Here is a 25,619-nt window from a genome sequence, read left to right as displayed (position 1 = left end):
GTGCCAACGCTCGTCATCTCCGCGGCCCGCATGGTAGAAACGTGCGATGATGACCACGTCGTCGACACGTCGCGCCAACCTGCTCACCGACATCGCTGGCCTTCGGGTCGGCAACGCTGACGATCCGGTCGTCAAGTCTGGCGTGACCGTCGTCTTGTGCGACGAGCCGGCCGTGGCATCCGTCCATGTCATGGGCGGCGCACCGGGCACCCGCGAAACCGACCTTCTTGCGCCCGAGAACACCGCCGATCGGATTGACGCGGTCGTCCTGTCGGGCGGCTCGGCGTTCGGGCTCGACGCTGGGGGTGCTGTCGCGGCGGAGCTGGCGGCCGAGGGCCGCGGCTTCGCGGTTGGCCCGGCCCGGGTGCCGCTGGTGCCGGGCGCGATTCTGTTCGACCTGCTGAATGGCGGCGACAAGGACTGGGGGACCGAGCCGCCCTATCGCCGCCTCGGCCGGGAGGCACTCGCCGCGGCGGCGATTGACTTCGACATCGGCAGTGTCGGCGCCGGTGCCGGCGCGACAACGGCCAACCTCAAGGGCGGCCTCGGCTCCGCCTCGATCCGCCTCGACAACGGCATCACGGTCGCTGCGCTGGTCGCCGTCAATGCGGTTGGCCAGACGACAATCGCCGACACCGCCCAGTTCTGGGCCGCCCCCTTCGAGATTGATGGCGAGTTCGGCGGCCTCGGCCTCCCCTCGCCTCTCCCCACCGATTCGGCCGCCCTGCGTCATAAGCTGCAGCCGACCGCGGGCCAGAACACGACCATCGGCGCCGTCGCCACCGACGCGGCGTTGACCAAGGCGGAGGCCAAGCGCCTCGCGGTCGTGGCCCATGACGGCTTCGCCCACGCCATCTGGCCGTCGCATACACCGTTCGACGGCGACCTCGTCTTTGCGCTGGCAACCGGCGCGGTGCCACTCAACGACCGCGCCTACGACATGATCGCCCTCGGCGCCGCCGCCGCATCCTGCACCGCCCGCGCCATCGCCCGAGGCGTCCATGCCGCGACAGCGGCCGACGGCGACCTGCTGCCGACCTGGAACCAGCGCTTCGGCGGCTGAGATCGCCCGCGTCGATTGCACTGTACCGGGTGCGCGTGATACCCGAGGGAAGCCATGGCTACCCCCTTGATCGCCCCATCGATTCTCGCCGCCGACGCCGCCCGGCTCGGCGAGGAAGTGCGTGCGATCGACGCCGCCGGCGCCGACTGGATCCATGTCGACGTCATGGATGGCCACTTCGTGCCGAACCTGACCTTCGGCCCCAACGTCGTTGCCGCGATGCGCCCGTTTACGGCCAAGCCGTTCGACGTCCATCTGATGATCGCCCCGGTTGACCCCTACCTCGCCGCCTTCGCCGAGGCCGGCGCCGACCGGCTCACCATCCACCCCGAGGCCGGCCCGCATCTCCACCGCGCGCTCCAGACCATCCGCGATCTCGACCGCAGCGCGGGCGTCGCCCTCAACCCGGCGACGCCGCTCGACGCCATCGCCCATGTCCTCGACCTGATCGATCTGGTACTGGTGATGAGCGTCAACCCCGGCTTCGGCGGGCAGGCTTTCGTTCCACACGCCGTCGATAAGGTCGCGGCCGTGAAGACCCTGATCGCCGACCGTCCGATCCATATCGAAGTCGACGGCGGCGTCTCGGCGACCAACGCCGGCGACCTCATCGCGGCCGGCGCAGATGTCCTGGTGGCCGGCTCGGCCATCTTCTCCGGCGATTACGCCCGATCCATCACCGAACTGCGCGAGGCGGCAGAACGATGATCCCTATTCCCGCCCCAGCACCCGCGACTTGAAGCTGATCATCGGGAAGAGCGGACCCGGATCGACCTTACGCCCCGGCGAAACGTCATCGTGGCCAAGGACATCCACGAAGTTGTAGCGGTCGCGGAGGGCAATCGCTATTTCAATGGCCGTTTCGACCTGCTTGTCCGGGAAGAGTTCCCAGCCGGCTGATGAGGTTTCGTCCTTGTGGGTCGCCTCGGCCACGCGATTGTTCGGGATAGCGTTGTTCGCCCAGTTGACCCACTTGCCGTCCCCTCGCCGTCGGAGCTTTCCGGCGTTGACCAGTTCGATCCCGATCGAATGCGCGTTGAGGCTCGACAATCCGGCCCATGCGCTGCGACCTGCATGCCAGGCCTTTCGGTTGAAACGAACCATCTGAACGACCTTGCCGTCCTTGTCGATCGTCAGGTGTGCCGACGCCCGCGCTTCGGGGTTGGCGAACCAACTGGTGGCACCGCTTAGGCTGGTACCGGCAGTGTAATGCATGATCAGATATGTGGGCGTGATTCCGCTGCTCTGATTGGGCGTTTCGATGAACTGAACAGGATCATCATCGTCGTGCAGGAAGTGATCTCTCAAAGAGTAGGCCATACTATTTCCCCCATAAGTTTATCACTCAGGGAAAATACAACTTTAGAGAAGCATACTCAACACGACACAACCAAGTTTCGAGTTTCCCGCCGATGTTGCAATTCGACGCCCTCTGAGAGACTTTCCGGCGGCAATAGGAAACATACGGTCACATGATCCCCCGCTACACCCGCCCCGAGATGGCGGCGATTTGGTCGCCGGAGCAGAAGTTCCGCATCTGGTTCGAGATCGAGGCCGCCGCCCTCGACGCCATGGCCGAAATCGGCACGGTTCCGGCGGAGGCCGCGCAGACCGTGCGCGAGCGTGGCGAAGCGGCGGTGTTCGACATCGACCGCATCGACGCGATCGAGCGCGAGACCAAGCACGACGTCATCGCCTTCCTCACCCACCTTGCCGAACTGGTCGGCCCTGACGCTCGCTTCGTTCATCAGGGGCTGACCTCGTCCGACATCCTCGACACCTGCTTCAGCGTGCAATTGGTCCGCGCCGCCGATCTCCTCACCGCCGATGTCGACCGCCTGCTGGCCGCCCTGAAGGCACGGGCGCACGAGTACAAGATGACCGTGTGCATCGGCCGCAGCCACGCCATCCACGCCGAACCCACCACTTTCGGCCTGAAACTCGCCCAGGCATACGCGGAGTTCGTCCGTGCCCGCCGCCGGCTCCATGCCGCCCGCGAGGAAGTCGCCACAGCAGCGCTTTCCGGTGCGGTCGGCACCTTTGCTAATGTCGATCCGCGGGTCGAGAGGCATGTCGCCCGCGCCCTGGGCCTGCATCCGGAGCCTATCTCGACCCAGGTCATCCCCCGCGACCGCCACGCCATGTACTTCGCCACCCTCGGGGTGATCGCGTCGTCGGTCGAGCGGGTCGCCACCGAGGTCCGCCACCTGCAGCGCACCGAGGTGCGCGAGGTCGAGGAATTCTTCTCTGCCGGCCAGAAGGGCTCGTCGGCGATGCCCCACAAGCGCAACCCGGTGCTGTCGGAAAACCTCACAGGCCTCGCCCGGCTGGTGCGCGCCGCCGTGACGCCGGCGCTGGAGAACGTGGCGCTCTGGCATGAGCGCGACATCTCCCACTCCTCGGTCGAGCGGGTGATCGGCCCCGACGCCACCATCGGCCTCGATTTCGCCCTCGTCCGCCTCGCCGGGATGATCGAGAAGCTGGTGGTCTATCCGGAAGCGATGCAGGCCAACCTTGATCGCCTCGGCGGCCTCGTCCATTCCCAGCGCGTCCTCCTCGCGCTCACCCAGGCGGGCGTCAGCCGCGAGGACGCCTACGCGTTGGTCCAGCGCAACGCCATGAAGGTCTGGGAAGAGGATGGCGACTTCCTCGCCAGTTTGACGAGCGATCCCGAGGTCGCCGCCGCGCTGTCCGAGGCCGATCTCGTCGCCTTGTTCGACCTCGGCTACCATCTGAAACACGTCGACGACATCTTCCACCGGGTGTTCGGCATCGACGGCTGAGCGGCACTCGAACCGAAGAGGCGGCGTGAAGCGCCATTGCCGATTGAGCCTGATCAACGACATTGCCACATTGTTGGTCTATGCTGCGGCATCATGAAAATTCTGATCGGCTACGCCAGCAAGTACGGGTCCACTCAGGAGATCGCCGAGCGAATCGCGGCGCGCCTTGTCGACAAGGGCTTGGAGATCGAGATTCGTCGCCTCGACCGCGAGGTCGACGTCACCGCCTACGACGCGGCCGTGATCGGTAGCGCGGTCTATTCCGGATCGTGGATGGAGAACGCCGTCGAGTTCGCCCGCAAGAACCGCGGCAAACTCGCGACCTTGCCGGTCTGGCTCTACACGGTCGGGCGGCTGTCGGCCCAGCGCGGCGTGATGGGCAAGATCGAGTGGCCGAGTGCCAAGGAAGCGGAGGAGTTGAGCGCCGTGATCCATCCGCGCGACTCGGTCTTCTTCGCCGGCGCCATCTTCGAGGACAAATTGCCGTTTGTGGTTCGCACCATCTTCGCCGGCCTCGGCGGTCAGTATGGCGACTTCCGCGATTGGGACGAAATCGACGTGTGGGCGGATGGAATCGCCGAGGCGCTGACCAAGAGCGACGACACGCCCACCCGCGCCGCCGGCTGACGCTCAGCCTCGAAACAACCGACCGCTAGAGCACCCGATCGCGTTTCACGTCGTAAGTTGACGCCGTCCGGCTACGACCGATCGACGACTTGCTCCCACAGTGTGAAATCGTCCGCCTGATGGGCGATCATCTTCCACCTACCGTCTTCCTTTCGGAAGACGTTGGTCTCGCGGATGGCGACGTCGGACGTCTTGCCGTCCGGTCCTGTAACGCTGGTCGCAAGACGATACTGAGCGACCGCCATGTCACCGTCGACGACTGTGTGGAGATCGCTGTAGCGGACATTGCCACCGAGTGCCTTTTCGGCCTGCGCCTTCCAGTCCGCCTCGATCGCCGACCAGCCGACGCGAAACGTGCCTTCCGCGCTCATGTACGACGCATCATCGGCGTGGGAGTACACCTCGGCGAACGGCGCAGCGTCGCCGTTCAGCATCGCGTTGAGAGCGGCGATCCACGCGTCCACGGCAGCGTGAACGGTCGGGTCGTCGGCCATGATGTCCTCCCTTGGGACTTCGAACAGGCGTCAGCGAAGCCCGTCCAGCAGAGTCTTGATTCCGCTGGCGATATAGACGGCATCCGGTCCCATCGCGATGAACTGATAGCCGAAACCCGCAAACCGCTTGGCCCGATCGGCGTTGAAAGCAAACGCCGCGGCAATCTTGCCGGCCGCCCGTGTGCGCTCCGCGATGTGGGCGATCGGCTGATCGAGCCAGTCAGCCCCGGGAGCGAGTTCCTTGCCATCGGAGAGGGCGACCGACAGGTCCGACGGTCCCATGAACACGCCGTCGATACCCTTGATCGCCAGGATGTCGTCGACGATGTCGACGGCTTCCTTGGTCTCCACCATGGCGAGCGTGACCGAGGTGTCGTTGCCGGTTGCGAGCTGGTTCGCCGGATCGTTGCCGTGCACCATCATCGACCGCGCCGGTCCCCAGCTCCGCTCGCCGATCGGCGGATATTTGGTCGCCGCGACCAACGCCTCGGCGTCGGCGATCGTGTTGATCATCGGTGCGATGATCAGTTCGGCGCCCATGTCGAGGGCGCGGCTCGCCATGGCAAAATCGCCGACCGGGATACGGACGCCGGCGGGCTTGCCGGCGTGGACAACGCCGCCGATCGATCGCATCACCGAAATCGGGTCCTGCAGCCCGTGCTGCATATCCATGCTGACGCAGTCGAACCCCTGGCGGGCGGCGATTTCCGCGATCAGTGGTTCAGGCGTCGCGATCCAGCCCGAATAGACCGTCTTCCCGGCGCGTAGCGTCTCGGCAAGCGTCATCATCGCGCCGCCCCCTTATGTTGTTGTGGTGCGGGTCGACCTAGTCGCCGGCCTCGATCTGGGCAATGGCCGTACCCAGGAGATCGGTCATTGTCCGCCGGATCTGGTGGTCGGACTGATCGACCCCGGCGGCATCGAAGTCGCCGCGCACCTTGCGGAAGACATCTTCGTCTCCGGCTTCCTCGAAGTTCGCCGCGACCACTTCCTTCGCGTAGGCTTCGGCATCTTCGCCGGATTTGCCAAGTTTCTCAGCCGCCCACAGCCCGAGAAGCTTGTTTCGGCGCGCTTCCGCCTTGAACCGCAGTTCCTCATCGCGCGCGAATTTTGCTTCGTAAGCGTCTTCCCGCTTGTCGAACGTGGTCATTCCTGGAGTCTCCTCGATCGGCTGATAACGCCCGTCCCAGAGGTTGCATATCCCGCGTATCGGCCCAAATCAACGTCGCCAATCGACGCGGCGATCGGCGATCCGGGCGACGATTGTGCAACTGCCGCCGATCGAATATGGTCACCCGCGATAGATGGCCGGCGATCTGCGAGTCGGTCTTAGGTTGTTGATGTGAAAGCGTTTTTGCAGAACAACCGGACGAACGATCCCCTGCAACATGACCTTGGCGGAAGGTCGCAAACCCACGGTATGTCCCAATGAATCGGCGACGGCGCATCTACGAAGGCAAAGCCAAAATCCTGTTCGAGGGACCGGAGCCCGGCACGCTCGTCCAGTTCTTCAAGGACGACGCCACCGCGTTCAACAAGAAGAAGCACGAAGTGGTTGACGGCAAGGGAGTGCTGAACAACCGCATCTCCGAGTATATCTTCAATCACCTCAACCGCATGGGCATTCCGACTCACTTCATCAAGCGGCTGAACATGCGCGAACAGCTCATTCGTGAAGTCGAGATCATTCCGCTCGAAGTTGTTGTCCGCAATGTCGCCGCCGGATCGTTGTCGAAACGGCTTGGTATCGAGGAGGGAACCGCCCTTCCCCGCTCGATCATTGAGTTTTACTACAAGAACGACGAGCTCGACGACCCGATGGTGACCGAAGAGCACATCACTGCTTTCGGGTGGGCCAATCCGCAGGAAATCGATGACATCATGGCGCTTGCCATCCGGGTCAACGATTTCCTTGCTGGACTTTTTCTCGGCGCCGGCATCCAGCTTGTCGATTTCAAGATGGAGTGCGGCCGGCTTTGGGAAAACGACATGATGCGGATCGTGGTCGCCGACGAGATCTCCCCGGACTCGTGCCGACTGTGGGATGCGCGTACCCAGGACAAGCTAGACAAGGACCGCTTCCGCCGCGACATGGGCGGGCTTCTGGAGGCCTATTCGGAGGTGGCCCGGCGTCTCGGGATTCTGGTCGAGCAGGAGCGTCCCAAGGGTACCGGCCCAGTTCTCGTTCAGTGAGCTCCGGGCAATGAAGGCGCGGGTGACCGTCACCTTGAAGAACGGCGTGCTCGACCCGCAGGGCAAGGCGATCGAAGGGGCGCTCGGCTCGCTTGGCTTCGCCGGCGTGAACGGCGTTCGCCAGGGCAAGGTCTTCGATCTGGAGATCGTCGAGACGGACAAGGCCCGTGCGGAGGCCCAGCTTCGCGACATGTGCGAGCGGCTGCTCGCCAACACGGTGATCGAGGACTATCGGATCGACCTGATTGCCGGCTGATTCGCGGCTAATAACCCATAGGACTGCGCGTCGGCCCGTCTGCCAGAGCCGTGCGCTTTTTTCTCACATCGCTCAACGGCTCTAAGTCTTTGTTTCGTCACGCTTCCGGACGGCGAACCGGTATCCATCCCCGATCAGGTTGGGGACGGGCTTTCGCCTGGAACCGCTCTGGCGTGCGAACCCGGTGATCCGACTCTGGAGGGCCCACCGACATGAGGCCCCGACGCCGTCGTGTCGTGGCGCTACGTATGATGCCTGGAAAACAGACCGCCCCTTCGCGGATCGCGGTTGCCGTTGCGCTACCGCCGTCGCCAGCCGAACAGGCCTCGTCTGCGAGCGGGCGGCAGATATTCCTCGATGAGTTCCGTCATGCGCGCGTCTCGCGCTTTGCCGGTATTGCCGCCAAGAACGACCGCGATGATCTCCTGCCGGCCGCGCTCGGCTGAGCAGACCAGGTTGTACCCCGAGGCCCTGGTGTAGCCGGTCTTGATACCGTTGACACCGTTGACCCGGCCAAGCAGCCGATTGTGGTTTCGATAGGTCCTGCCCTTCCACCGGAAGGTCTTGGTATCGAAGTACCGAAAACTGCGCGGGAAATCGTCCTGGAGCGCCTGCCCGAGAATGGCCATGTCCCGCGCCGTGGTCACCTGGGCCGGGTCGGGGAGCCCCGATGCGTTGCGGAATACCGTGCTCGTCATGCCCAATCGCCGGGCGCGGGCGGTCATCGCCTCGGCGAAGGCACCCTCGCTCCCACTGATGTGCTCACCCACCGCGCAGGCAACGTCGTTGGCCGACTTGATGACCAGGGCGAGGATGGCGTCGCGGGCCTTGATCGTGTCGCCGGCCCTCAAGCCCAACTTGCTCGGCGGCTTCGCCGCGCAATGGGCCGACATCGTGATCTCGGTCCTGGTGTTCAACCGACCGTTGTTGATCGTGCCGAACAGCATATACAGCGTCATCATCTTGGTGAGTGAGGCAGGATGACGCTTGGCATCCGGCTGATCGGCGTAGAGCACCTTGCCGGACTTGGCATCGACGACGATGGCGGCTTTGGGTGCCGCGGCGGCGTCATGGCCGGCGGTACCCACCAGCCCCAACCCCAATCCGACAATCGCCAAGACATGCGCAAGAAGACGCAAAGGACAGCCCCGCCCTCAGGTTCGATCCTTTACCTTATCAAATTCGCGTCGCATTTTCGCCCCTTCCGAAATCGCCAGAATCGGCTATTGCCATGACCATGAGATCGGTCGTCATCGTCTTCCCCGGCTCCAACCGCGAGCGCGACATGGCGTATGCGCTCAAGACGATCACCGGGCGGCCGCCGGCTATGGTCTGGTATACGAACACCAGTCTGCCCCCCGCCGACCTAATCGTGCTTCCCGGCGGCTTCTCCTATGGCGACTATCTGCGGGCTGGGGCCATCGCTGCCCGCGCGCCGGTGATCGCGGCGGTCGGTGAGCGCGCCCGCGCCGGTGTCCCGGTGCTCGGCATCTGCAACGGCTTCCAGATCCTCTGCGAGGCCGGCCTGCTCCCCGGCGCGTTGATGCGGAACGCCAGCCTCAAGTTCATCTGCCGGGAAGTGCACCTGCGGGTGGAGACACCCGAGTCGCCGTTCACCCGCGCCTACCCGAAGCGCGCGATCATCCGATGTCCGATCGCCCACGGCGACGGCAATTACCGCTGTGGAGACGAAACCCTCGCCATCCTTCGCGGTGAAGATCGGATCGCTTTCCGCTACGTCGACGCTGCCGGTAATCCATCCAAGGAAGCCAACCCGAACGGCTCCGTGGACAACATCGCCGGTATCCTCGACCCGCGACGGCGCGTTCTGGGCATGATGCCGCATCCGGAGAATCTGATCGAGCCGCTGCAGGGGTGTCGCGATGGACGCCCGCTGTTTGAGGGCGTCGCGCAATGTCTGGAGGCTGTCGCATGACGTGTCGCAAATGTCGGAATCGGCGTCGTAGGGGCGTCGCAGCCGTTTTTGGCCTCTGCGCGCTGGTGGTTTTGGCGCCGATTCCGGCCCTCGCCCAGGCGTCTCAGGCGGCCTACGAATTCACCCGAAAGCTCGGAAATTCCATGGAAAATTGCTGGTTTTCCGGGGGTTCCGGCGACTTCGCCAAATACGTCTATTCGCCCGAGCCGAACGCCGCCGGCGGCCCGCGCATCCTCATCGTGCCCCGCAACTCACCGCATGAGTTGCCGGTCCTGGTGATCGAGATCCGCATGGCCGGCAACCAGCCAAAGCTCAATGTTTACGGTCCCTTAGCAGCTACGCCGCTGAGGGACCGGATCGCCACGGACCTGCGCCGGTGGATGGATGGCGGGTCCGCCTGTGGCTGATACCGCGGTTTCCGTCGCCCCGGCGATCACTCCGGAACTTGTCACGGCACATGGGCTAACCCCCGAAGAATACGAGCGAATTCTCGCGCTGATCGGCCGCGAACCGACGCTGACCGAGCTCGGCATTTTCTCGGCAATGTGGAACGAGCACTGCTCGTACAAATCCTCGAAGAAATGGCTGAAAACCCTGCCGACCACCGGCGAGCGGGTCATCCAGGGTCCTGGCGAGAATGCCGGCGTCGTCGACATCGGCGACGGCCTAGCGGTCGTGTTCAAGATGGAGAGCCATAACCACCCGTCCTACATCGAGCCTTACCAGGGCGCGGCTACCGGCGTCGGCGGAATCCTGCGCGATGTCTTCACGATGGGTGCCCGGCCGATCGCCGCGCTTAACGCCCTGCGGTTTGGCTCGCCGGATCATCCCAAAACCCGTCATCTGGTCGCCGGCGTCGTCGCCGGGATCGGCGGTTATGGCAACTCCTTCGGGGTCCCGACCGTCGGCGGCGAAGTGAACTTTCATCGCGGTTATGACGGCAACATCCTGGTCAACGCCTTTGCCGCCGGCATCGCCCGCACCGATGGCATCTTCTATTCCAAGGCTACCGGCGTCGGCCTGCCGGTTGTCTATCTGGGCTCCAAGACCGGTCGCGACGGCATTCACGGTGCCTCGATGGCATCGGCCGAGTTCGACGACGAGTCTCACGAGAAGCGCCCGACCGTTCAAGTTGGGGACCCGTTCGCCGAGAAGCTGCTGCTGGAAGCCTGCCTTGAACTGATGGGCACGGGCGCAGTGATCGCCATCCAGGACATGGGCGCCGCCGGACTGACCTGCTCGGCCGTTGAAATGGGCGCCAAGGGCGATCTCGGCATTGGGCTCGACCTCGACCAGGTCCCCTGTCGCGAAGCCGGAATGTCCGCTTACGAGATGATGCTGTCGGAAAGCCAGGAGCGCATGCTCATGGTGCTGCGTCCCGAGATGCAAGAGACCGCCGAGTCGATCTTCCGCAAATGGGGCCTCGACTTCGCGATCGTTGGGCGGACGACCGACGATCTCCGGTTCCGAGTCCTGCACCAAGGCGCAGTCGAGGCCGATTTGCCGATCAAGGATCTCGGCGACGAGGCTCCAGAGTATGACCGCGCTTACGAAGCAACGCCGATGCCGGCCCCCATCGGTGAAATCGTACCGGAACCAAAGAGCTACGCCGAAGCGTTGCTGCAAATCCTGAGAGCGCCGAACATGTGCTCGCGCCGCTGGGTCTGGGAGCAATACGACTATCTGATCCAAGGGAATACGATCGTTTGCCCGGGCAGCGACGCTGCCGTGGTCCGCATACCGGGTACCGGGAAGGGCCTTGCGTTTTCCGTCGACGTCACGCCGCGTTATTGCGCCGCGGACCCGTTCGAAGGCGGCAAACAGGCGGTGGCGGAGTGCTGGCGTAACCTCACCGCATCAGGCGCTGAACCGCTCGCGGTCACCGACAATCTCAATTTCGGCAATCCCGAGCGCCCCGACATTATGGGGCAGTTCGTCGACGCGATCCGCGGCATCGGCGCCGCCTGCCAAGCGCTCGCCTTCCCGGTCGTATCGGGCAATGTCTCGCTCTATAACGAAACCAACGGCGTGGCGATCCCGCCGACACCGACGATCGGTGGCGTCGGGCTCCTCGATGAGGTCGAGGCCGCGATCGGCATCGCTTTCGCACAAGACGACGACATCATCCTGCTGATCGGTGCGCCGCCGGAATGGGGCACCCATCTCGGCCAATCAGCGTATCTACGCGATGTCCTCGGTTTTGAGGAAGGCCCCCCGCCGCCCGTTGACCTTGCCCACGAACGGAGAACTGGCGATTTCGTCCGCAACCTGATCCGGAAAGGGCGAGTGACTGCCTGCCATGACCTTTCGGACGGCGGCTTGGCCGTAGCGCTGGCAGAGATGGCAATGGCATCGGGAATTGGTGCCATCCTCGATTCACCGCCGGGTCCGCGGCTCGCTTCCTGGTTCGGTGAGGACCAGGGTCGCTACGTCGTTTCAGCAACCCGCAACGACATGCCAGCCATCGAATCCGCCGCGAAAGATGCTGGCCTATCAGTTGTGCAGATCGGAATCACCGGCGGCGACAGTTTGAAACTCGGTGACGCCTACTCCATTTCAGTTGCCAAGTTGCGCGCGGCGCACGAAGATTGGTTTCCGTCCTATATGGGCGCCGCTTTGGACTGATCGCTAGGAGTGCATACCGACCATGGCAATGCAGGCTCGCGAAATCGAAGACTTGATCAAGGCGGCCCTGCCGGACGCGACGGTGGTGATCCGCGACCTTGCCGGGGACGGTGACCATTATGCCGCCGAGGTCGTGTCGGAATCGTTCCGCGGCAAGAGCCGCGTCCAGCAACATCAGATGGTCTACAACGCGCTCAAGGGCAACATGGGCGACGCACTGCACGCACTGGCGCTGCAAACCAGCGTCCCGGAATAGGTCTGGCTCACGATGGGTCGGCGCGCGGTGCTTTTCGATGTCGACGGCGTGCTCATCCACGGCTGGCACACGAACCCCGAGCGGCGCCGGCGCTGGGATGATTTTCTCCAAGAAGACCTGGGTGTCGATCAGAAGCTGTTCTTCGAGGCTTTCATCGAACCGATCTTCAAGAGCGAAGTCCTCACCGGCAAGATGTCCATCGTTTCAGCTCTGGAAGGGGCACTCGAGACCATCGGGTATCAGGGCTCGCCAATGACAGTCCTCGCGTACTGGTTGAACCGCGACAGTCAGTTGAACTATCCCCTTCTTGCCCGAATCAAGCGTTTGCGGCTCGGTGGCGCAGCGAACCTCTATATCGCCACCAACCAAGAACCGCTCCGCGCGCTCTATCTGTGGAACACACTCGGGCTTCAACACCTGTTCGACGACATCTTCTTCTCCGCCCGACTCGGCTCGGTTAAGCCCGATCCTCAGTTCTTCACGGCAATTGAGAGACGACTGGGTCACCTGGACGAACCGCCAATCCACTTTGACGATGATCCAGCGGTGGTAGACGCCGCGCGAGCGCGAGGCTGGGAGGCCTTCGTCTTCAATGATGCCGAGGATTTAGCCAAGGCCGCCTGGATGGCCGATCGACTGCACTGAGATGCAGCCGCTCCGTAGGGGAGAGCCAAACAGTGCCGCAGATCGCATCTGGAAACGGGAACGGGTCAGGACTATCTTGGTACCGACGTAGTGAAACTCTCAACGCGGCACCAGCTGGCCCGCGTCGCAACGGAATGGACGCATCATGAGCGATGTTCAAACCTGGATCGAGAACGAGGTGAAGTCCAACGACGTTCTCCTCTTCATGAAAGGAACTCCCACCTTTCCGCAATGCGGATTCTCAAGCCAGGTGGTCCAGATTCTCGATTATCTCGGCGTCGACTACAAAGGCATCAACGTCCTGGAAAACATGGATATCCGGGAGGGCGTGAAGCAATTCTCGGAGTGGCCAACCATCCCGCAGCTCTACGTCAAGGGCGAATTCATCGGGGGCTGCGACATCGTCCGCGAGATGTTCCAGGCGGGCGAGTTGCAAAGCGCGTTCAGCGAAAAAGGCATTGCGACCGCGGCCCCGGCGCAGCCAGCCTAACCCGCAAACCGAACCCGCAACAGAAAAAGGCCGCCAAGGGGCGGCCTTTTGTTTTCCGCCAGGAACCGCGCCTCAGCGCGAATAGAACTCGACGACCAGATTCGGTTCCATCTGAACCGCGTACGGAATCTCGGCGAACACCGGAACGCGCGTGAATGTCGCGGTCATCTTGCCGTGGTCGACGTCGATGTACTCGGGCACATCGCGCTCGGCGAGCTGCGTTGCCTCCAGAACCAGCGCCAAGTCCTTTGACGAATCCCTAACCGATACCAGGTCGCCCGGCTTGCAGCGGAAGCTTGGTACGTTGACCCGTTTGCCGTTCACTCGGACATGGCCGTGGTTGATGAACTGGCGCGCCGCGAAAACCGTCGGCACGAACTTGGCGCGGTAGATGATCGCGTCGAGACGGCTTTCCAGCAGACCCACCAGATGCTCCGACGTATCGCCGGGGCGGCGGACCGCTTCCTTGTAGATGTTGTTGAACTGCTTCTCGGAAATGTTACCGTAATAGCCCTTCAGCTTCTGCTTAGCGCGAAGCTGAATACCGAAGTCGGAAAGTTTGCCTTTGCGCCGCTGGCCATGCTGGCCGGGCCCGTATTCGCGTCGGTTGACCGGGCTCTTCGGGCGCCCCCAGATATTCTGGCCCATACGGCGGTCGATCTTATACTTCGCAGAAGCACGCTTGGACATCGCTTAATCCCTTTCCATATCAGGGTTAGGCGCCCTCCTCTGCCACACCCGGTTCTCCGGGGGCGGCCGACAGACAGCCCGAGGCAAGCACCTCGAAACGGTCGCGGGTCGCAGGAAACGCAACGCCGGCCTCCGGCCGGCGAAACCGCCGCGTCATAGCTGGGCGGCGGTGCTGTGTCAAACGGCACAACGTTGCGAACGGCATCACATATAATGTTCGGCAACGTTGTTATACTAGGGCGATAACAAAGGTAGGAATGGCCATGAGCTATCTCTTTGGGACGAGCGGGCCGCTCTCCGGCGGATCGGGCTCTCAAGTCATCGTCAAGGGAATCGTGTCGCTCGAAGATGGCAAGAAGACCGTCTACGAGGGCATCAGTGGGCTTCAGCCCCATATCGACAGCGGCGACTTAGCTGATCTAGCCCTTGGACAGGTCACCATCAAGGTCGGCAAAAAAAGCAAGGTCGACGACGTTTTCGGAATCTTGTTGAGCAACTCCGGCGATCCGCAGATCGAGACCCGCGGCGGCAACGACACCATCACCGGCGTTGTCTCCGTCAAGGCGGGCAAGAAAAGCAAAGTCACTGACCTCGCCGGCATTTATGAATCCAGCGACGAGCCTCTGGAAACCCGCGATCCGAGCATCGTCACGGGAGATGACGCCGACACCATCACCGGACAGGTTACCATCAAGGGCAAGAACCTGAAGGCGGCCTACGGCGACGGCATAAAGAACGCGGTCATCGATTCCGGTGGTGGCAACGATACCGTCAACGCGATCGGCGCAGGTGTCGCTAAACCCAAGGCATCCGGCGATCCGTCGCTCCAGACCTCTGAAGGGCTCGACACTACCAAGCTGATCTTGGGTGACGGCGAGGACTTCGTATTTGCTCGCGGCGCCTCAGCCGGCATCAAGGACGCGCTGATCTTTGCTGGAGAGGACAACGATACGCTTGATCTGCACAGCGGCACCGGCTTCGTCGACGGCGGTAGCGGCGATGCCGATCGACTGATCCTGTCCGGCGATTCTACCGACTTTACTTTCGGTCCGTCCCCAATCGGCCCCTACGATCGCATCAGCGACGGTGACAAGACCATCATCGATGTCACCAATGTCGAGCTATTCACGTTCGACAACGATACGTTCACCGCGGCCGAGTTGTTTGCGTGATGAGCCAGGTGGCGCGGTTTCAAGTCAAGGTCTGAACCGCCACGCCAAGCGCCGCGCAGATTCCGAGCGTCGCGATGACGCCCAGACGTAGAGCGAACAGCGCAATCAGCGCGGCCGCCATCAGCGCGATCGCCCAGCCATCCACTGTCGCCCAAACCGGCCAAGCAGGATGGGCCAAGCCGAGGTCGAGGGTCTCGACGTCGGCGAAGACGACGTGAAGGCCAAACCACAGCGCGAGATTAAGAATAACGCCGACAACCGCCGCCGTGACGGCGGATAGTGCTCCAGCGAGCCTCGCATTGCCACGCAGCCGCTCGATGTAGGGTGCGCCGAGGAAGATCCATAAAAAGCACGGGGCGAACGTCACCCAGGTGGTAAGCAGCCCACCGACGAGGCCCGCCGCGATCGGGGCATCGGCAGCACCTTGGTATGCCGCAAGGAACCCGACGAAAGTCAGAACCAGGATTAGCGGTCCCGGCGTCGTTTCGGCCATTGCCAGCCCATCAAGCATCTGGCCGGGGTTCAGCCACCCAAAGGACGTGACCGCCGCATCGGCGACATAAGCGAGAACCGCGTAGGCGCCACCGAACGTCACGACGGCGAGCCAACTGAAAAAAAGGCCGAGTTCGACGAAAACGCTATCTGGCCCGAGAATCAAACCAGCGATCGCGACGGGGGCAAACCACAAGGGCAGCCATGTCGCCAGCGGCAGAACGATCCGACGGCGGCTCGGCGTCGGTTCGCTAGGCGTTCGCTCTTCGTCCTTTGTCTCTGCCTGACGACCGGCGGTCCAAAAACCGACGATGGCAGCCACGAGAACGATCAACGGAAAAGGAACCTGGAACACAAAGATTGCCGCGAAGGCGGCGGTCGCCAACGCAATCGCGAGTGTGCCCTTCAGGGCGCGTCGCCCGATCCGGATGACGGCATCGATGACAATCGCGAGTACAGCCGCCTTTAGCCCGAAGAACAAGCTGGCGAGCCAACTCGTGTCCTGAAACAACGCATAAGCGGTCGACAGGGCCAGGATGACCACCAACCCCGGCAGGATGAAAAAGAGACCTGCGACCAACCCGCCGCGGACGCCATGGAGGAGCCAGCCGATGTAGGTGGCCAACTGCTGTGCCTCCGGTCCCGGCAGCAGCATGCAGAAGTTCAAGGCGTGGAGAAAACGCGGTTCCGACACCCACTTCCGCTCGTCGACCAGAATCCGATGCATGAGGCCGATCTGCCCGGCCGGACCGCCGAAGGAGAGCAAACCGATGGTCGCCCAGACCTTGGTCGCTTCCGCGAAAGACGGCGTATGAAGTTTCGGCTCCTGAGGCGCCGTCGCAATCGTGTCGTTCAAAGTGATGCCTCAAAAGCCAGACCAGTCGCTTGAACCGGAGGATTGTTACACATTCGCGACGGTCGACGACCGGGGTGCGGCCGCGATGCCTACCCGATTTTCGTTGCCGCTGTCTCAAAACAGCGAGATCAAAGCCTTCATGTCGCTGTCGATGATCTCCGCCGCACTCATTGTCCTGCTTGTTCCGGAGCCATCGTGGTGAGCGGTTCAGTGACCTGCGGAACTAAGCCGATGTTTTCTAGAAATGGCTCGAGCCTAGGGTGCCACGACGCGCCAGACACACGCAGAGCAACCCCACCGCCTTCGCCGCCGGCGCGCGACACCGCAACAACCCGACGGGCGATTGCCGATGCAGGATCGATCCATCGCACCGGCCATGGCGCCAGTTGCGCAAGTTCGGCGGCGATGAAGGGATAGTGTGTACAGGCGAGCACGACGACATCCGTTCGCGCACCATCCTGGTCGACGAAGGCGGGAGCGATCTCAGCCTTTACGGCAGCTTCGTCGACCCGCTTTCCGCGCATCCTGGTTTCGGCAATCGCCGCCAGTTCGGGACAGCCGACGAGCCGTACATGACATGCGGCAGCAAACGACTCTATGAGACCGCGGGTATAGTCGCGGCGAATGGTTCCCGGCGTGGCGAGCACACTGACCAGGCCCGTCCGCGTTTGCTCCGCCGCCGGCTTGATCGCTGGAACGGTGCCAACGAACGGGAGGGAAAAACGCTCGCGCAGAGGCCCCAGCACCAGGGTCGAGGCGGTGTTGCAGGCGACAACGACGACACTGGGTTCGTAACGCGCGACGAGACCGGCGATCACGCCCACGACGCGATCGACCAACGCCGCCTCATCAAGCGCTCCGTACGGGAATCCGGCATCGTCAGCGACATAGATCATCTCGGTATCCGGACGAGCCAGCCGGATCTCGCGCGCGACGGAAAGGCCGCCCACTCCCGAATCAAAGACGAGAACCGAGGTCACGAGCCGTTCGTCTCCCCTGGCCGCGGCCTGGTCGCGCGTCCCTCCAGCGCCGCGACGACCCCACGCAGCGTTCTCACCTCCTGCTCGGAGAACTGGGCGCGCTGCAGCATGGCCCGCAGCGCCTCCACCATGTGGGTCCGCTTCTCCGGCGGACGGAAGAATCCGGCGGTATCGAGCGCCGCCTCAAGATGGTCGAACAGTCGATAGAGGTCGGCCTTCGGCGCCGGCTGTCGATCAACCGCAAATGGCAGCCCGACCTCGCCCGCGGCAAGACCCGACAGCCGCCATTCATAACCAACGAGGAGTACCGACTGGGCGATATTCAGGGACGAGAACGCCGGGTCGACCGGGAACGTGACGATCTCATCGGCGCGGGAGATATCCTCGTTGTTGAGACCGGTTCGTTCGGGACCGAACAAAATACCAGAGCGGGCCCCACCATCGGCAAGCGCCCTCAGGTGCAACGCCGCGTCATGCGGTCCAACGACGGGCTTTGCCACCTCCCGGGCCCGGGCCGTTGTCGCGTAGACAAACCATAAGTCGGCGACGGCCTCGCGCACGGACCCAAAGACCCTCGCGGCATCCACCACATGATTGGCCCCGCTTGCCGCCGCTCGCGCCTTCTCGTTCGGCCATCCGTCACGCGGGTTGACCAATCGCAGGTCGCGGAGGCCAAAGTTAGCCATCGCGCGAGCGGCGGTGCCAATGTTTTCACCGAGCTGCGGCGCAACCATCACAATCGCCGGAGGATGCCCGTTCTCGTCACGCCTCGTCATATCTTGTGTCGAGCACTCCTGATGATCGAACCGGCCAAACCTATCGGCCGTTTGTTCACCACCTGTTAGCTACACTTGTCACACATTGCTGCGAAAGTGCGCGGACCGCAGACAGGTGGCGAAAAGCATCCATCTGTAGACGAATCAACGATTCGGGTATCCTGTAACGCAGCCAAGCGGCGAAGGAGAAGAGCCATGAGCGACGCATCGGCCACACTCAACGCAGCCGAGCATATCCAGAAACACTGGGGATGGTATCTGGCGCTCGGAATCGTGTTCCTGATTGGCGGCGTTTTCGCGATCGCCATGCCGTTCATCGCTACGCTTGCCGTGACAACAATTGTCGGCATCGCACTGGCGTTTGTTGGCGTGGTTCAGATCGTCCAGGCTTGGAGCAGTCGATCCTGGGGCGGCTTCATCTGGCAGCTGATCATGGGACTGGTGATCACCGTCGGCGGTGTCGTCATATGGCTCTTTCCGATTCAAGGCGCTCTGGCGCTGACGATTGTCGCAGCGGCGATCTTTCTGGCGAAGGGCGTGATGCAGTTGATCCTCGGTTTTCAGATGCGTCCGAACGCCGGTTGGGGCTGGATGGTTTTCTCCGGGCTGCTCGCTGTTGTTATCGGCGTGCTGATCTGGCTCTACTTCCCGGCGTCGACCGTTTTCACGCTGGGAACCCTCGCCGGCATTTCGCTTATCTTCAGTGGCTGGACCTATATCCTGATCTCTATGGCGGGCCGGCGAACCCAAGACACCAGCGGTCACGATACGTCCACTCCGGCGAGCGACGCCGGCACCGGCCAGTAGACGCACTATGAGCGGTCGGGGAAGATGGGCAAGGCTGTTACTTGCTGCGTTTGTCTTCGCGACTTGGACTAGCGGAGCGACGGCAGACGACAACCGGGACTCTGTGGCCGCCACACTCGCGGATATCGAGAAAACACTCGGCAAGGTACCGAGCTACTTCTCAGAGCTGCCGGATGCCGCCCTGCCAAGCACCTGGCAGCAGGTGAAGGATCTCGATATCAGCGGGGACACAGCGCTGCCGGCCAAAACCAAAGCCCTGATCTCGCTTGCGGTCGGCGCTCAGATCCCGTGCGACTACTGCATCTGGATCGACACGGAAAAGGCCAAGGCGGCGGGTGCGACCGAGGAGGAAATCAAGGAAGCGATCGCCATCGCCGGCTACACCCGGTATTGGAGCACGCTCCTTCATGGGATGCAGGTCGATTTCAGCGACTTCAAAGCTGAAGTGAGAAGCCTTTCCGAGTAGCGGAAGGCAGGCGGTTGACGCTGGAGGAAAACGCGAATGGACATTACATCCATCGGGTTCTACGGCGCTGTATGCGGAGCGCTTGCCGGCGCCGCGCCCTTTCTGGGCAGTATCTGGGTCAGGATTATCATCGGCGCGGTCGTCGGCATCGGCGCCGCGTTCGTTCTGCCTACAATCCGCGGGATGATCGGTTACTAAGCACCGGGGTGCCAGGCGCGGCTCTCGCCGATCCGATCAGCACTTGATCGTGGTCGATCGATCGCGTATCGGATCGATCAAAGGAGTGCTCTGCCAGTGATCCAGTAACCAGACTTTTTCGCCGAGGCATCGCCTCGTCTGGTTACCTCTCATCTCTGGAGCACTCTTGTGCAACCCATCATCTATGACGTTGCCGTATCGGCTGATGGATTCATCGCCGGTCCCGATGCTGACATTTCAAAGTTCCCTCACAATGGTTCCGCGGTCGACGGCTACTTCGAACGGCTGGAGACCTACCGAAGCGTGATCATGGGGCGGGCGACCTATGAGTTCGGCTACGGGTATGGCCTGACACCGGGCGCCAACCCCTATCCCCACATGACGTGTTTCGTCTTCTCACGAACGATAGAACTGCCGTCCGGTGCGGACGTTACCGTCGTGCGAGGGTACGACATCCGGCGGATCGACGAACTGCAACGTTCGGCGGATGGCCCGATCTATCTCTGCGGCGGTGGTGTGTTTGCCGGCTGGCTGATGTCCCTTGGCAGGATCGACATATTGCGCCTCAAACGCGCCTCGATCCTGCTCGGCGACGGCACCAGGTTGTTCGGCGACTACACAGGCGGCGTGAACACCGAGCTAGTTTCGTCCGATCTGGAAGACAACGGCGTCGCCTATCAGGAGCTTCGTGTCGTGAAGTGAGTAAGGGAACTCATCTACGGCCGGCATCGCTGCAGTCCGACCGACAGCCTGTCGATTGATTCGACCCTAGGCGCGCGCCGTAACACCTGCGGTGCGGCTTTCCTCGCAAACGGCCGAATGGTATAGGGCGGCGTCTTTTTGGGCACCCGATTGGCTGCCCTCCCCCCGTCCATACCAGCGAGGCCTCCCGTTCATGCCTAAAATCAAGGTCGCCAATCCCGTCGTCGAAATGGATGGGGACGAGATGACGCGGATCATCTGGCAGCTCATCAAAGAGAAGCTGATCCACCCCTACCTCGATGTAGAACTGATTTACTTCGACCTGGGTATCGAGAGCCGTGACAACTCCGACGACAAAATCACCGTCGAGGCGGCCGAAGCCATCAAGTCTGTCGGCGCCGGTGTCAAATGCGCGACGATCACGCCGGACGAGGCACGCGTCGAGGAGTTCGGCCTCAAAAAAATGTGGCGATCACCCAACGGCACGATCCGCAACATCATCGGCGGTGTCATCTTCCGCGAGCCGATCATCTGCAAAAACGTGCCGCGACTGGTCCCAGGCTGGACCCAGCCGATCATCGTCGGCCGTCACGCATTCGGCGATCAATATCGCGCAACCGATTTCCGATTTCCCGGCAAGGGCAAACTCACTGTTCGCTTCGAAGGGGACGATGGCGAGGTGATCGAACACGAGGTGTTCGACGCACCCGGCTCCGGCATCGCCATGGCGATGTACAACCTCGACCAGTCGATCCGCGACTTCGCCCGCGCGTCGATGAACTACGGCCTGTCGCGCAAATATCCGGTTTACCTGTCCACCAAGAACACGATCCTCAAGGCCTATGACGGCCGGTTCAAGGATCTGTTTCAGGAGATTTTCGACGCCGAATTCGCCGACAAGTTCAAGGAAGCCGGCATCACTTACGAGCACCGCTTGATCGACGACATGGTCGCCGCTGCGCTGAAATGGTCGGGCGGGTATGTGTGGGCCTGCAAGAACTACGACGGCGACGTGCAGTCCGATACGGTTGCGCAGGGGTTTGGTTCGCTGGGGCTGATGACGTCTGTACTCATGACGCCAGACGGCGAGACGGTCGAGGCAGAAGCCGCGCACGGTACAGTCACCCGCCACTATCGCGAGCACCAGAAGGGCAATGAGACATCCACGAACTCGATTGCCTCGATCTTTGCATGGACCCGCGGGCTGCTGCATCGTGCCAAGCTCGACGGCAACGACGAACTGGCAGACTTCGCCAAGACGCTTGAGCGGGTTTGCATCGAGACGGTCGAGTCCGGCTACATGACCAAAGATCTGGCGCTGCTGGTCGGCCCGGACCAGAAGTGGTTGTCGACAACGGGCTTCCTCGACAAGGTCGATGAGAACCTGCAGAAGGCGATGGCCGCGAAGTGATCGCGCGGCGCCGCGATGACGCCAGATTCCGAGACCTGTGTCGCGAACAACATCGATCTCTATGAGGCGGTATTGCGCCCGCACGGTGCCGTGGGGGCTGTCAAGAGCGATGTCTGGATATGCCCGGATCGGGTGCCGCCTTACTACTCCAACGCAATAACCGTTTCACGACGAGACCTTGCGACGCAGCGCGTGGTCATCGCGGAACTCGCGGATCGAGCGGGCAAAGTCATCAGCGTCAAGGACTCTTTCGCAACGCTCGACCTCGCGCCCATTGGATTTCGGCAGCTATTCTCGGCACAATGGATCTGGCGGCCGCCTGAGGATGTGGCCCGGTCGAGTTGGCTCAGAGTAACGACCCCGGACCACCTTTCGGATTGGGAGGCTGCCTGGCGGGCGCACGGCTCACCGGCCGATCAGCGTATTTTCCTTGATCCGCTGCTGGAGAATCCGCACCTGTGCTTCTTTGCGTCGCTCGCCGGTGATCGCGTTGTTGCGGGATGCCTAGCCAACCGATCCGAAGAGTCGACAGGGCTTTCCAACTTCTTCACGTCTGCCAAAGATCCAGAGTCAGACTATGGCGCGGCAGCCGCCGCCGTCGGCGCATTTGCCCCCGGCAGACCGGTCGTCGGATACGAGCGCGGTGATGTCCTTGCCGTATCCGGCCGTCACGGTTTCCGTCAAACTGGACCGCTGCGAGTTTGGCTGCGCGATGGCGACTAACTTCGATCGTCGGCTCGACGGTTCATCTTTCTAATCTCGCTCTCACGAATGGCAGCCAATCGCGCGTCGGTCGCGTCCTCGGGCAGCCCGATTTGCATCAGCAGACTGCGCGCCAATTGAAGGCTCGCCTCCAACGTCTCGGGCGTCACCGCGGCGACACCGAGGTCGACCAGAGCGTGCGCATGGTTCGTATCTCGGGCCCGGGCATGAATGACCGCGGCCGGCCAGATTTCGTGGATGGCGGACACCATGCCTTCGGTCGCTCCCGGCACGTCGGTCGTCGCAACGAAGGCCCGCGCGCGGGCGCCGCCGACCCTTTCGAGGATCTCACGCCGGCTTGCGTCGCCATAGAAGACCGGCAGTCCGGAGCGGTGGGCTTCGGCCACCAGATTGGCGTCAAGATCGAGGGCGATCCAAGGGATACGTTCCTCCGCGAGCAGCCGGGCGATGATTTCGCCGACCCGGCCGAACCCGCCGATGACAACATGGTCGGCGAGTTCGGTCGCGTCGTCAGGTCCCGCCGCGTGGTCGCGGCGATCCTTCCGATCGGCAAGAGCGGCGGCGGCGCGACGACCAATCGAGCCGAGGATCGGAATGATGATCATCGAGAGGGCCGACACCGACACCAGGAATTGGAGTAATCCCGGCTCGACCAGATCACCGCTGCGCGCCAGTGTGAAGACGACGAAGGCAAACTCCCCAGCGCTGGCGAGAAGGAAACTCGCCTCCACCGCGATCGCCGTTTCGATCCGAAAGGCGCGCGCGACCGCGAACATCACGAGGCCCTTGACAACCACGAGCGCAACGACAACCGCGACGAACGCTAGCGGGCCGATGGTGATCGCCGCAACATCGAGGCTCATCCCGACGGTCATGAAGAACAACCCGAGGAGGAGGCCCTTGAACGGTTCAATGTCGACCTCGATCTGGTGACGATACTCCGTCTCGCCGAGGAGCAGCCCGGCCAGGAACGCGCCGAGCGCTGGCGACAGCCCTACCTCCGCCGTCAACACCGCGGTACCGATCGCCAGGAACAAAGCAATCGCGACGACCAGTTCGCGGCTGCCCGTTGTCGCAGTGAGTTTGACCAACGGCCGCAGCAGATACCGCCCACCAACGATAATCGCCGCCACGGCCAACACGGCGAGCCCGGCACTACCGACAGACCACTCGGTCTCAGCCGCGCCACCGAGAAAACCGACGATGACGACAATCGGCACAACCATCAGGTCTTGGAAAACCAGAACGGACAGGACCAGCCGACCGATCGGCAGGGCAAACCGATGAGCCTCGATCAGGACCTGCGTAACGATCGCTGTCGACGACAACGCCAGTGCCAAGCCGAGGACCAGCGCACCCGGCCACGCAAGGCCGACTGCCAGCGCGACCCCAAGGATCACCGCCGCCGAAATCAAGACCTGGAGGGACCCGACGCCGAGCACATGCCGTCGCATCGCCCAGAGTCGGTCGAACGAGAACTCCAGTCCGATCAGGAAAAGAAGAAAGAGAACGCCGAGTTCCGCGAAGGGCTGAACGCGCTCAGGATTTGAGAACGTGACCCAATGGAGCCAGGGAGCTTCGCCGGCGAACTGGCCGAGCCCTCCCGGCCCCAGCAACACACCAGCTAACAGGAACCCCGGGACGACACCAAACCGGAGCTTGCCGAAAAGCGGAACGACGACCCCGGCTGTACCGAGGACGATCAGGATTTCTCGCGCTGCCTCGTGCTCGAACATCTCAGCCCGTCGTTCGCCTCGCCTCTCACGACACCGACGTTGGTTGACCCATCCTCAGGACGCGGCAGTCGTCGTCTGCGCGGTCGCGTCGTCAGGCTCCGCGGCGCGCTGGTCCCAGCTCGGCCTGAGACGATCAGCCAGATCGGGGTGCCGCGCGACCAGATGGATCAAATCGATCCGGCTGATCACCAAGAGTTTCACCCGTGTTAGAGCAAACGCGGCCTCGATCGGAGCCGGCGTCTCGCTGTCCGCGCTGGCGCCAAACGAATCTCCCACGGAGAGACGTCGACGACCTTGCGGCGTATCAAGTTCTACGACCCCTTCGGCGATCGCGTAGAGGGCCTCAGCCCCTTCCTGGGATTCTGCAATGACGGTCCCGGGTTCGACGGCCTTGGCTCGAATCATGGGCAACAGGTCGTGGAGGACGTGAGCGCCAAGATGCGCGAAGATCGGCATGCGAACGACGAGGCCAAAGGTGACGACGAAACTCCGCTGGCGCACGACCTCGGCAAATGAGCTGCCGATGATGGCAACCGGCAAGGCAATCATCAGGATGCCGGTGATCATGGTCAGCCCCCCGACGATTCGACCGCCAAGGGTCGCCGGCACGGTTTCGCCGTACCCGACCGTGGTCACCGTCACCAGCGCCCACCAAATCGAGTCGGGGATCGTACCAAAATCCTCGGGCTGAGCCCGACGTTCGGCGATATAGGCGAGCGACGCCGAAATCAGCACGACCGATGTGAGGACGAGGAAGCTGGCCAATAGCGCCTGACGCTCGCGGCGGATGGCTTCATAGAGGGACTGGAACCCGGTCGAATATCGCCCGAGCTTGAAGAGACGCATCAATCGGATCAGCACCATGGTGCGGACGTCAGCACCGCCGAGGAGCACCACGAAAAACGGCACGATCGCGATCAGATCGATGATTGCCGCTGGCGTGAAGATGTAGTTGAGACGGGCCCGCCAGGCCGGTAGATCGCGCGCGCGGGGGTGTTCAACACATATCCAAAGGCGAACGAAATACTCGACGGTGAAGGCCAGAACCGAAACCGCTTCGATCCACCAGAAGGCCGTCTGATAGGCCGAAGACATCGTCGGCACGGTCTCGAATACCGCGGCGATGACGTTGACCAGTATCAGCGTGATGAGAATGCAGGCGAAAAGACGCGACAGGAAAACCTGGCGCGCACCCCCTTCGACGACTTCGAAAACCTGGCGTCGGAGCGAGGGGTCGGCCAC

The 25,619-nt window shown here is 62.7% G+C and carries 29 protein-coding genes and 1 pseudogene; 19 read left to right on the top strand and 11 right to left on the bottom strand.

Annotated features, from left to right (window positions below; all coding sequences use genetic code 11):
• The first annotated feature begins 49 nt into the window (after positions 1-49).
• Both ACO076_RS11820 and rpe read left to right on the top strand, forming a co-directional pair.
• A complete protein-coding gene (locus ACO076_RS11820) occupies positions 50-1,063 on the top strand; it encodes a P1 family peptidase (RefSeq protein ID WP_421723032.1) in 1,014 nt (337 codons plus the stop codon).
• A gap of 54 nt (positions 1,064-1,117) precedes the next feature.
• Positions 1,118-1,771, top strand: coding sequence for a ribulose-phosphate 3-epimerase (gene rpe, locus ACO076_RS11815; RefSeq protein ID WP_421723031.1), 654 nt, complete (start codon positions 1,118-1,120; stop codon positions 1,769-1,771).
• 3 nt (positions 1,772-1,774) lie between these two features.
• Here rpe and ACO076_RS11810 read toward each other — a convergent pair whose 3' ends face one another.
• On the bottom strand, positions 1,775-2,383 hold the full coding sequence (locus ACO076_RS11810; RefSeq protein ID WP_421723030.1) for an N-acetylmuramoyl-L-alanine amidase: 609 nt from the start codon (positions 2,381-2,383) through the stop codon (positions 1,775-1,777).
• 152 nt (positions 2,384-2,535) lie between these two features.
• Here ACO076_RS11810 and purB point away from each other — a divergent pair, with 152 nt between their 5' ends.
• A complete protein-coding gene (gene purB, locus ACO076_RS11805) occupies positions 2,536-3,846 on the top strand; it encodes an adenylosuccinate lyase (RefSeq protein WP_421723029.1) in 1,311 nt (436 codons plus the stop codon).
• A gap of 93 nt (positions 3,847-3,939) precedes the next feature.
• Positions 3,940-4,473: a flavodoxin domain-containing protein gene (locus ACO076_RS11800; protein WP_421723028.1), complete on the top strand. Its 534-nt coding sequence runs from the start codon at positions 3,940-3,942 to the stop codon at positions 4,471-4,473.
• A 71-nt stretch (positions 4,474-4,544) separates the two neighbouring features.
• Here ACO076_RS11800 and ACO076_RS11795 read toward each other — a convergent pair whose 3' ends face one another.
• Genes ACO076_RS11795 through ACO076_RS11785 form a run of 3 tightly spaced genes read right to left on the bottom strand, consistent with a single transcriptional unit; the run spans position 4,545 to position 6,117 of the window.
• Positions 4,545-4,967, bottom strand: coding sequence for a YybH family protein (locus ACO076_RS11795; RefSeq protein ID WP_421723027.1), 423 nt, complete (start codon positions 4,965-4,967; stop codon positions 4,545-4,547).
• 30 nt (positions 4,968-4,997) lie between these two features.
• Complete coding sequence (locus tag ACO076_RS11790; RefSeq protein ID WP_421723026.1) at positions 4,998-5,756, bottom strand: HpcH/HpaI aldolase family protein; 759 nt, start codon at positions 5,754-5,756, stop codon at positions 4,998-5,000.
• Positions 5,757-5,793: 37 nt separating this feature from the next.
• Positions 5,794-6,117, bottom strand: coding sequence for a DUF1476 domain-containing protein (locus ACO076_RS11785; protein ID WP_421723025.1), 324 nt, complete (start codon positions 6,115-6,117; stop codon positions 5,794-5,796).
• A 278-nt stretch (positions 6,118-6,395) separates the two neighbouring features.
• Between ACO076_RS11785 and purC the strand changes: the two genes are divergently transcribed.
• A complete protein-coding gene (gene purC / locus ACO076_RS11780) occupies positions 6,396-7,160 on the top strand; it encodes a phosphoribosylaminoimidazolesuccinocarboxamide synthase (RefSeq protein ID WP_421723024.1) in 765 nt (254 codons plus the stop codon).
• Positions 7,161-7,170: 10 nt separating this feature from the next.
• Positions 7,171-7,416 (top strand): phosphoribosylformylglycinamidine synthase subunit PurS, encoded by a 246-nt coding sequence (gene purS / locus ACO076_RS11775; protein ID WP_421723023.1) that lies wholly within the window; start codon positions 7,171-7,173, stop codon positions 7,414-7,416.
• Positions 7,417-7,745: 329 nt separating this feature from the next.
• Here purS and ACO076_RS11770 read toward each other — a convergent pair.
• Positions 7,746-8,519, bottom strand: a pseudogene (locus ACO076_RS11770) (D-alanyl-D-alanine carboxypeptidase family protein); the annotation flags it as partial.
• Between the two features lie 134 nt (positions 8,520-8,653).
• Between ACO076_RS11770 and purQ the strand changes: the two are divergent.
• The 6 genes from purQ (at position 8,654) to grxD (ending at position 13,368) form a co-directional block, all read left to right on the top strand.
• Positions 8,654-9,352 (top strand): phosphoribosylformylglycinamidine synthase subunit PurQ, encoded by a 699-nt coding sequence (gene purQ, locus ACO076_RS11765; protein ID WP_421726725.1) that lies wholly within the window; start codon positions 8,654-8,656, stop codon positions 9,350-9,352.
• Positions 9,353-9,495: 143 nt separating this feature from the next.
• On the top strand, positions 9,496-9,759 hold the full coding sequence (locus ACO076_RS11760; protein ID WP_421723022.1) for a hypothetical protein: 264 nt from the start codon (positions 9,496-9,498) through the stop codon (positions 9,757-9,759).
• Positions 9,737-11,977 (top strand): phosphoribosylformylglycinamidine synthase subunit PurL, encoded by a 2,241-nt coding sequence (gene purL / locus ACO076_RS11755; RefSeq protein WP_421723021.1) that lies wholly within the window; start codon positions 9,737-9,739, stop codon positions 11,975-11,977. The genes ACO076_RS11760 and purL overlap by 23 nt, the downstream gene beginning before the upstream one ends.
• A 22-nt stretch (positions 11,978-11,999) precedes the next feature.
• Positions 12,000-12,233 (top strand): BolA family protein, encoded by a 234-nt coding sequence (locus ACO076_RS11750; protein WP_421723020.1) that lies wholly within the window; start codon positions 12,000-12,002, stop codon positions 12,231-12,233.
• A gap of 12 nt (positions 12,234-12,245) precedes the next feature.
• Positions 12,246-12,878 carry an HAD family hydrolase gene (locus tag ACO076_RS11745; RefSeq protein ID WP_421723019.1) on the top strand — a complete coding sequence of 211 codons (633 nt, stop codon included), beginning with the start codon at positions 12,246-12,248 and terminating at the stop codon, positions 12,876-12,878.
• A 145-nt stretch (positions 12,879-13,023) separates the two neighbouring features.
• Complete coding sequence (grxD, locus tag ACO076_RS11740; RefSeq protein WP_421723018.1) at positions 13,024-13,368, top strand: Grx4 family monothiol glutaredoxin; 345 nt, start codon at positions 13,024-13,026, stop codon at positions 13,366-13,368.
• Positions 13,369-13,440: 72 nt separating this feature from the next.
• Here grxD and rpsD read toward each other — a convergent pair whose 3' ends face one another.
• A complete protein-coding gene (gene rpsD, locus ACO076_RS11735) occupies positions 13,441-14,058 on the bottom strand; it encodes a 30S ribosomal protein S4 (RefSeq protein ID WP_421723017.1) in 618 nt (205 codons plus the stop codon).
• Between the two features lie 263 nt (positions 14,059-14,321).
• On the opposite strand from rpsD, the gene ACO076_RS11730 reads away from it, so the two are divergent.
• Entirely contained in the window at positions 14,322-15,230 is a 909-nt protein-coding gene (locus ACO076_RS11730; RefSeq protein ID WP_421723016.1) for a hypothetical protein, read from the top strand.
• Positions 15,231-15,249: 19 nt separating this feature from the next.
• Here the strand turns inward: ACO076_RS11730 and chrA are convergent, their stop codons facing one another.
• From chrA to ACO076_RS11715, 3 genes are all read right to left on the bottom strand, one after another.
• Complete coding sequence (gene chrA, locus ACO076_RS11725; RefSeq protein ID WP_421723015.1) at positions 15,250-16,578, bottom strand: chromate efflux transporter; 1,329 nt, start codon at positions 16,576-16,578, stop codon at positions 15,250-15,252.
• A gap of 167 nt (positions 16,579-16,745) precedes the next feature.
• Positions 16,746-17,558 (bottom strand): glutamate racemase, encoded by an 813-nt coding sequence (murI, locus tag ACO076_RS11720; protein ID WP_421723014.1) that lies wholly within the window; start codon positions 17,556-17,558, stop codon positions 16,746-16,748.
• Positions 17,555-18,292, bottom strand: a complete 738-nt coding sequence (locus ACO076_RS11715; protein WP_421723013.1) for an RNA methyltransferase — start codon at positions 18,290-18,292, stop codon at positions 17,555-17,557. The genes murI and ACO076_RS11715 overlap by 4 nt, the downstream gene beginning before the upstream one ends.
• Before the next feature lie 237 nt (positions 18,293-18,529).
• Between ACO076_RS11715 and ACO076_RS11710 the strand changes: the two genes are divergently transcribed.
• From ACO076_RS11710 to ACO076_RS11685, 6 genes are all read left to right on the top strand, one after another.
• Positions 18,530-19,141 (top strand): HdeD family acid-resistance protein, encoded by a 612-nt coding sequence (locus ACO076_RS11710; RefSeq protein WP_421723012.1) that lies wholly within the window; start codon positions 18,530-18,532, stop codon positions 19,139-19,141.
• A gap of 103 nt (positions 19,142-19,244) precedes the next feature.
• The gene (locus ACO076_RS11705) at positions 19,245-19,607 is read left to right on the top strand and encodes a carboxymuconolactone decarboxylase family protein (protein ID WP_421723011.1); all 363 of its coding nucleotides are present in this window, start codon (positions 19,245-19,247) and stop codon (positions 19,605-19,607) included.
• A gap of 36 nt (positions 19,608-19,643) precedes the next feature.
• Positions 19,644-19,805, top strand: coding sequence for a hypothetical protein (locus ACO076_RS11700; RefSeq protein WP_421723010.1), 162 nt, complete (start codon positions 19,644-19,646; stop codon positions 19,803-19,805).
• Positions 19,806-19,973: 168 nt separating this feature from the next.
• Positions 19,974-20,507, top strand: coding sequence for a dihydrofolate reductase family protein (locus ACO076_RS11695; protein ID WP_421723009.1), 534 nt, complete (start codon positions 19,974-19,976; stop codon positions 20,505-20,507).
• A 193-nt stretch (positions 20,508-20,700) separates the two neighbouring features.
• The gene (locus ACO076_RS11690; protein WP_421723008.1) at positions 20,701-21,918 is read left to right on the top strand and encodes an NADP-dependent isocitrate dehydrogenase; all 1,218 of its coding nucleotides are present in this window, start codon (positions 20,701-20,703) and stop codon (positions 21,916-21,918) included.
• A gap of 15 nt (positions 21,919-21,933) precedes the next feature.
• Positions 21,934-22,641: a hypothetical protein gene (locus tag ACO076_RS11685; protein ID WP_421723007.1), complete on the top strand. Its 708-nt coding sequence runs from the start codon at positions 21,934-21,936 to the stop codon at positions 22,639-22,641.
• Here ACO076_RS11685 and ACO076_RS11680 read toward each other — a convergent pair.
• A complete protein-coding gene (locus ACO076_RS11680) occupies positions 22,638-24,377 on the bottom strand; it encodes a cation:proton antiporter (protein ID WP_421723006.1) in 1,740 nt (579 codons plus the stop codon). The genes ACO076_RS11685 and ACO076_RS11680 overlap by 4 nt on opposite strands.
• A 54-nt stretch (positions 24,378-24,431) precedes the next feature.
• Entirely contained in the window at positions 24,432-25,619 is a 1,188-nt protein-coding gene (locus tag ACO076_RS11675) for a cyclic nucleotide-gated ion channel (RefSeq protein ID WP_421723005.1), read from the bottom strand.

The sequence above is a fragment of the Bauldia sp. genome (assembly GCF_965232525.1).
GTDB lineage: Bacteria > Pseudomonadota > Alphaproteobacteria > Rhizobiales > Kaistiaceae > Bauldia.
The sequence above is the reverse complement of the archived record's forward strand: the minus strand, read 5'-3'. Positions and strand labels throughout refer to the sequence as shown.

What these genes read in the sequence shown, in the direction of transcription:
- ACO076_RS11820 (WP_421723032.1), top strand. Translation starts at nt 50, where the DNA reads ATGACCACGTCGTCGACACGTCGCGCCAACCTGCTCACCGACATCGCT.
- rpe (WP_421723031.1), top strand. Translation starts at nt 1,118, where the DNA reads ATGGCTACCCCCTTGATCGCCCCATCGATTCTCGCCGCCGACGCCGCC.
- ACO076_RS11810 (WP_421723030.1), bottom strand. Translation starts at nt 2,383, where the DNA reads ATGGCCTACTCTTTGAGAGATCACTTCCTGCACGACGATGATGATCCT.
- purB (WP_421723029.1), top strand. Translation starts at nt 2,536, where the DNA reads ATGATCCCCCGCTACACCCGCCCCGAGATGGCGGCGATTTGGTCGCCG.
- ACO076_RS11800 (WP_421723028.1), top strand. Translation starts at nt 3,940, where the DNA reads ATGAAAATTCTGATCGGCTACGCCAGCAAGTACGGGTCCACTCAGGAG.
- ACO076_RS11795 (WP_421723027.1), bottom strand. Translation starts at nt 4,967, where the DNA reads ATGGCCGACGACCCGACCGTTCACGCTGCCGTGGACGCGTGGATCGCC.
- ACO076_RS11790 (WP_421723026.1), bottom strand. Translation starts at nt 5,756, where the DNA reads ATGATGACGCTTGCCGAGACGCTACGCGCCGGGAAGACGGTCTATTCG.
- ACO076_RS11785 (WP_421723025.1), bottom strand. Translation starts at nt 6,117, where the DNA reads ATGACCACGTTCGACAAGCGGGAAGACGCTTACGAAGCAAAATTCGCG.
- purC (WP_421723024.1), top strand. Translation starts at nt 6,396, where the DNA reads ATGAATCGGCGACGGCGCATCTACGAAGGCAAAGCCAAAATCCTGTTC.
- purS (WP_421723023.1), top strand. Translation starts at nt 7,171, where the DNA reads ATGAAGGCGCGGGTGACCGTCACCTTGAAGAACGGCGTGCTCGACCCG.
- purQ (WP_421726725.1), top strand. Translation starts at nt 8,654, where the DNA reads ATGAGATCGGTCGTCATCGTCTTCCCCGGCTCCAACCGCGAGCGCGAC.
- ACO076_RS11760 (WP_421723022.1), top strand. Translation starts at nt 9,496, where the DNA reads ATGGAAAATTGCTGGTTTTCCGGGGGTTCCGGCGACTTCGCCAAATAC.
- purL (WP_421723021.1), top strand. Translation starts at nt 9,737, where the DNA reads ATGGCGGGTCCGCCTGTGGCTGATACCGCGGTTTCCGTCGCCCCGGCG.
- ACO076_RS11750 (WP_421723020.1), top strand. Translation starts at nt 12,000, where the DNA reads ATGGCAATGCAGGCTCGCGAAATCGAAGACTTGATCAAGGCGGCCCTG.
- ACO076_RS11745 (WP_421723019.1), top strand. Translation starts at nt 12,246, where the DNA reads ATGGGTCGGCGCGCGGTGCTTTTCGATGTCGACGGCGTGCTCATCCAC.
- grxD (WP_421723018.1), top strand. Translation starts at nt 13,024, where the DNA reads ATGAGCGATGTTCAAACCTGGATCGAGAACGAGGTGAAGTCCAACGAC.
- rpsD (WP_421723017.1), bottom strand. Translation starts at nt 14,058, where the DNA reads ATGTCCAAGCGTGCTTCTGCGAAGTATAAGATCGACCGCCGTATGGGC.
- ACO076_RS11730 (WP_421723016.1), top strand. Translation starts at nt 14,322, where the DNA reads ATGAGCTATCTCTTTGGGACGAGCGGGCCGCTCTCCGGCGGATCGGGC.
- ACO076_RS11715 (WP_421723013.1), bottom strand. Translation starts at nt 18,292, where the DNA reads ATGGTTGCGCCGCAGCTCGGTGAAAACATTGGCACCGCCGCTCGCGCG.
- ACO076_RS11710 (WP_421723012.1), top strand. Translation starts at nt 18,530, where the DNA reads ATGAGCGACGCATCGGCCACACTCAACGCAGCCGAGCATATCCAGAAA.
- ACO076_RS11700 (WP_421723010.1), top strand. Translation starts at nt 19,644, where the DNA reads ATGGACATTACATCCATCGGGTTCTACGGCGCTGTATGCGGAGCGCTT.
- ACO076_RS11690 (WP_421723008.1), top strand. Translation starts at nt 20,701, where the DNA reads ATGCCTAAAATCAAGGTCGCCAATCCCGTCGTCGAAATGGATGGGGAC.
- ACO076_RS11685 (WP_421723007.1), top strand. Translation starts at nt 21,934, where the DNA reads ATGACGCCAGATTCCGAGACCTGTGTCGCGAACAACATCGATCTCTAT.
- ACO076_RS11680 (WP_421723006.1), bottom strand. Translation starts at nt 24,377, where the DNA reads ATGTTCGAGCACGAGGCAGCGCGAGAAATCCTGATCGTCCTCGGTACA.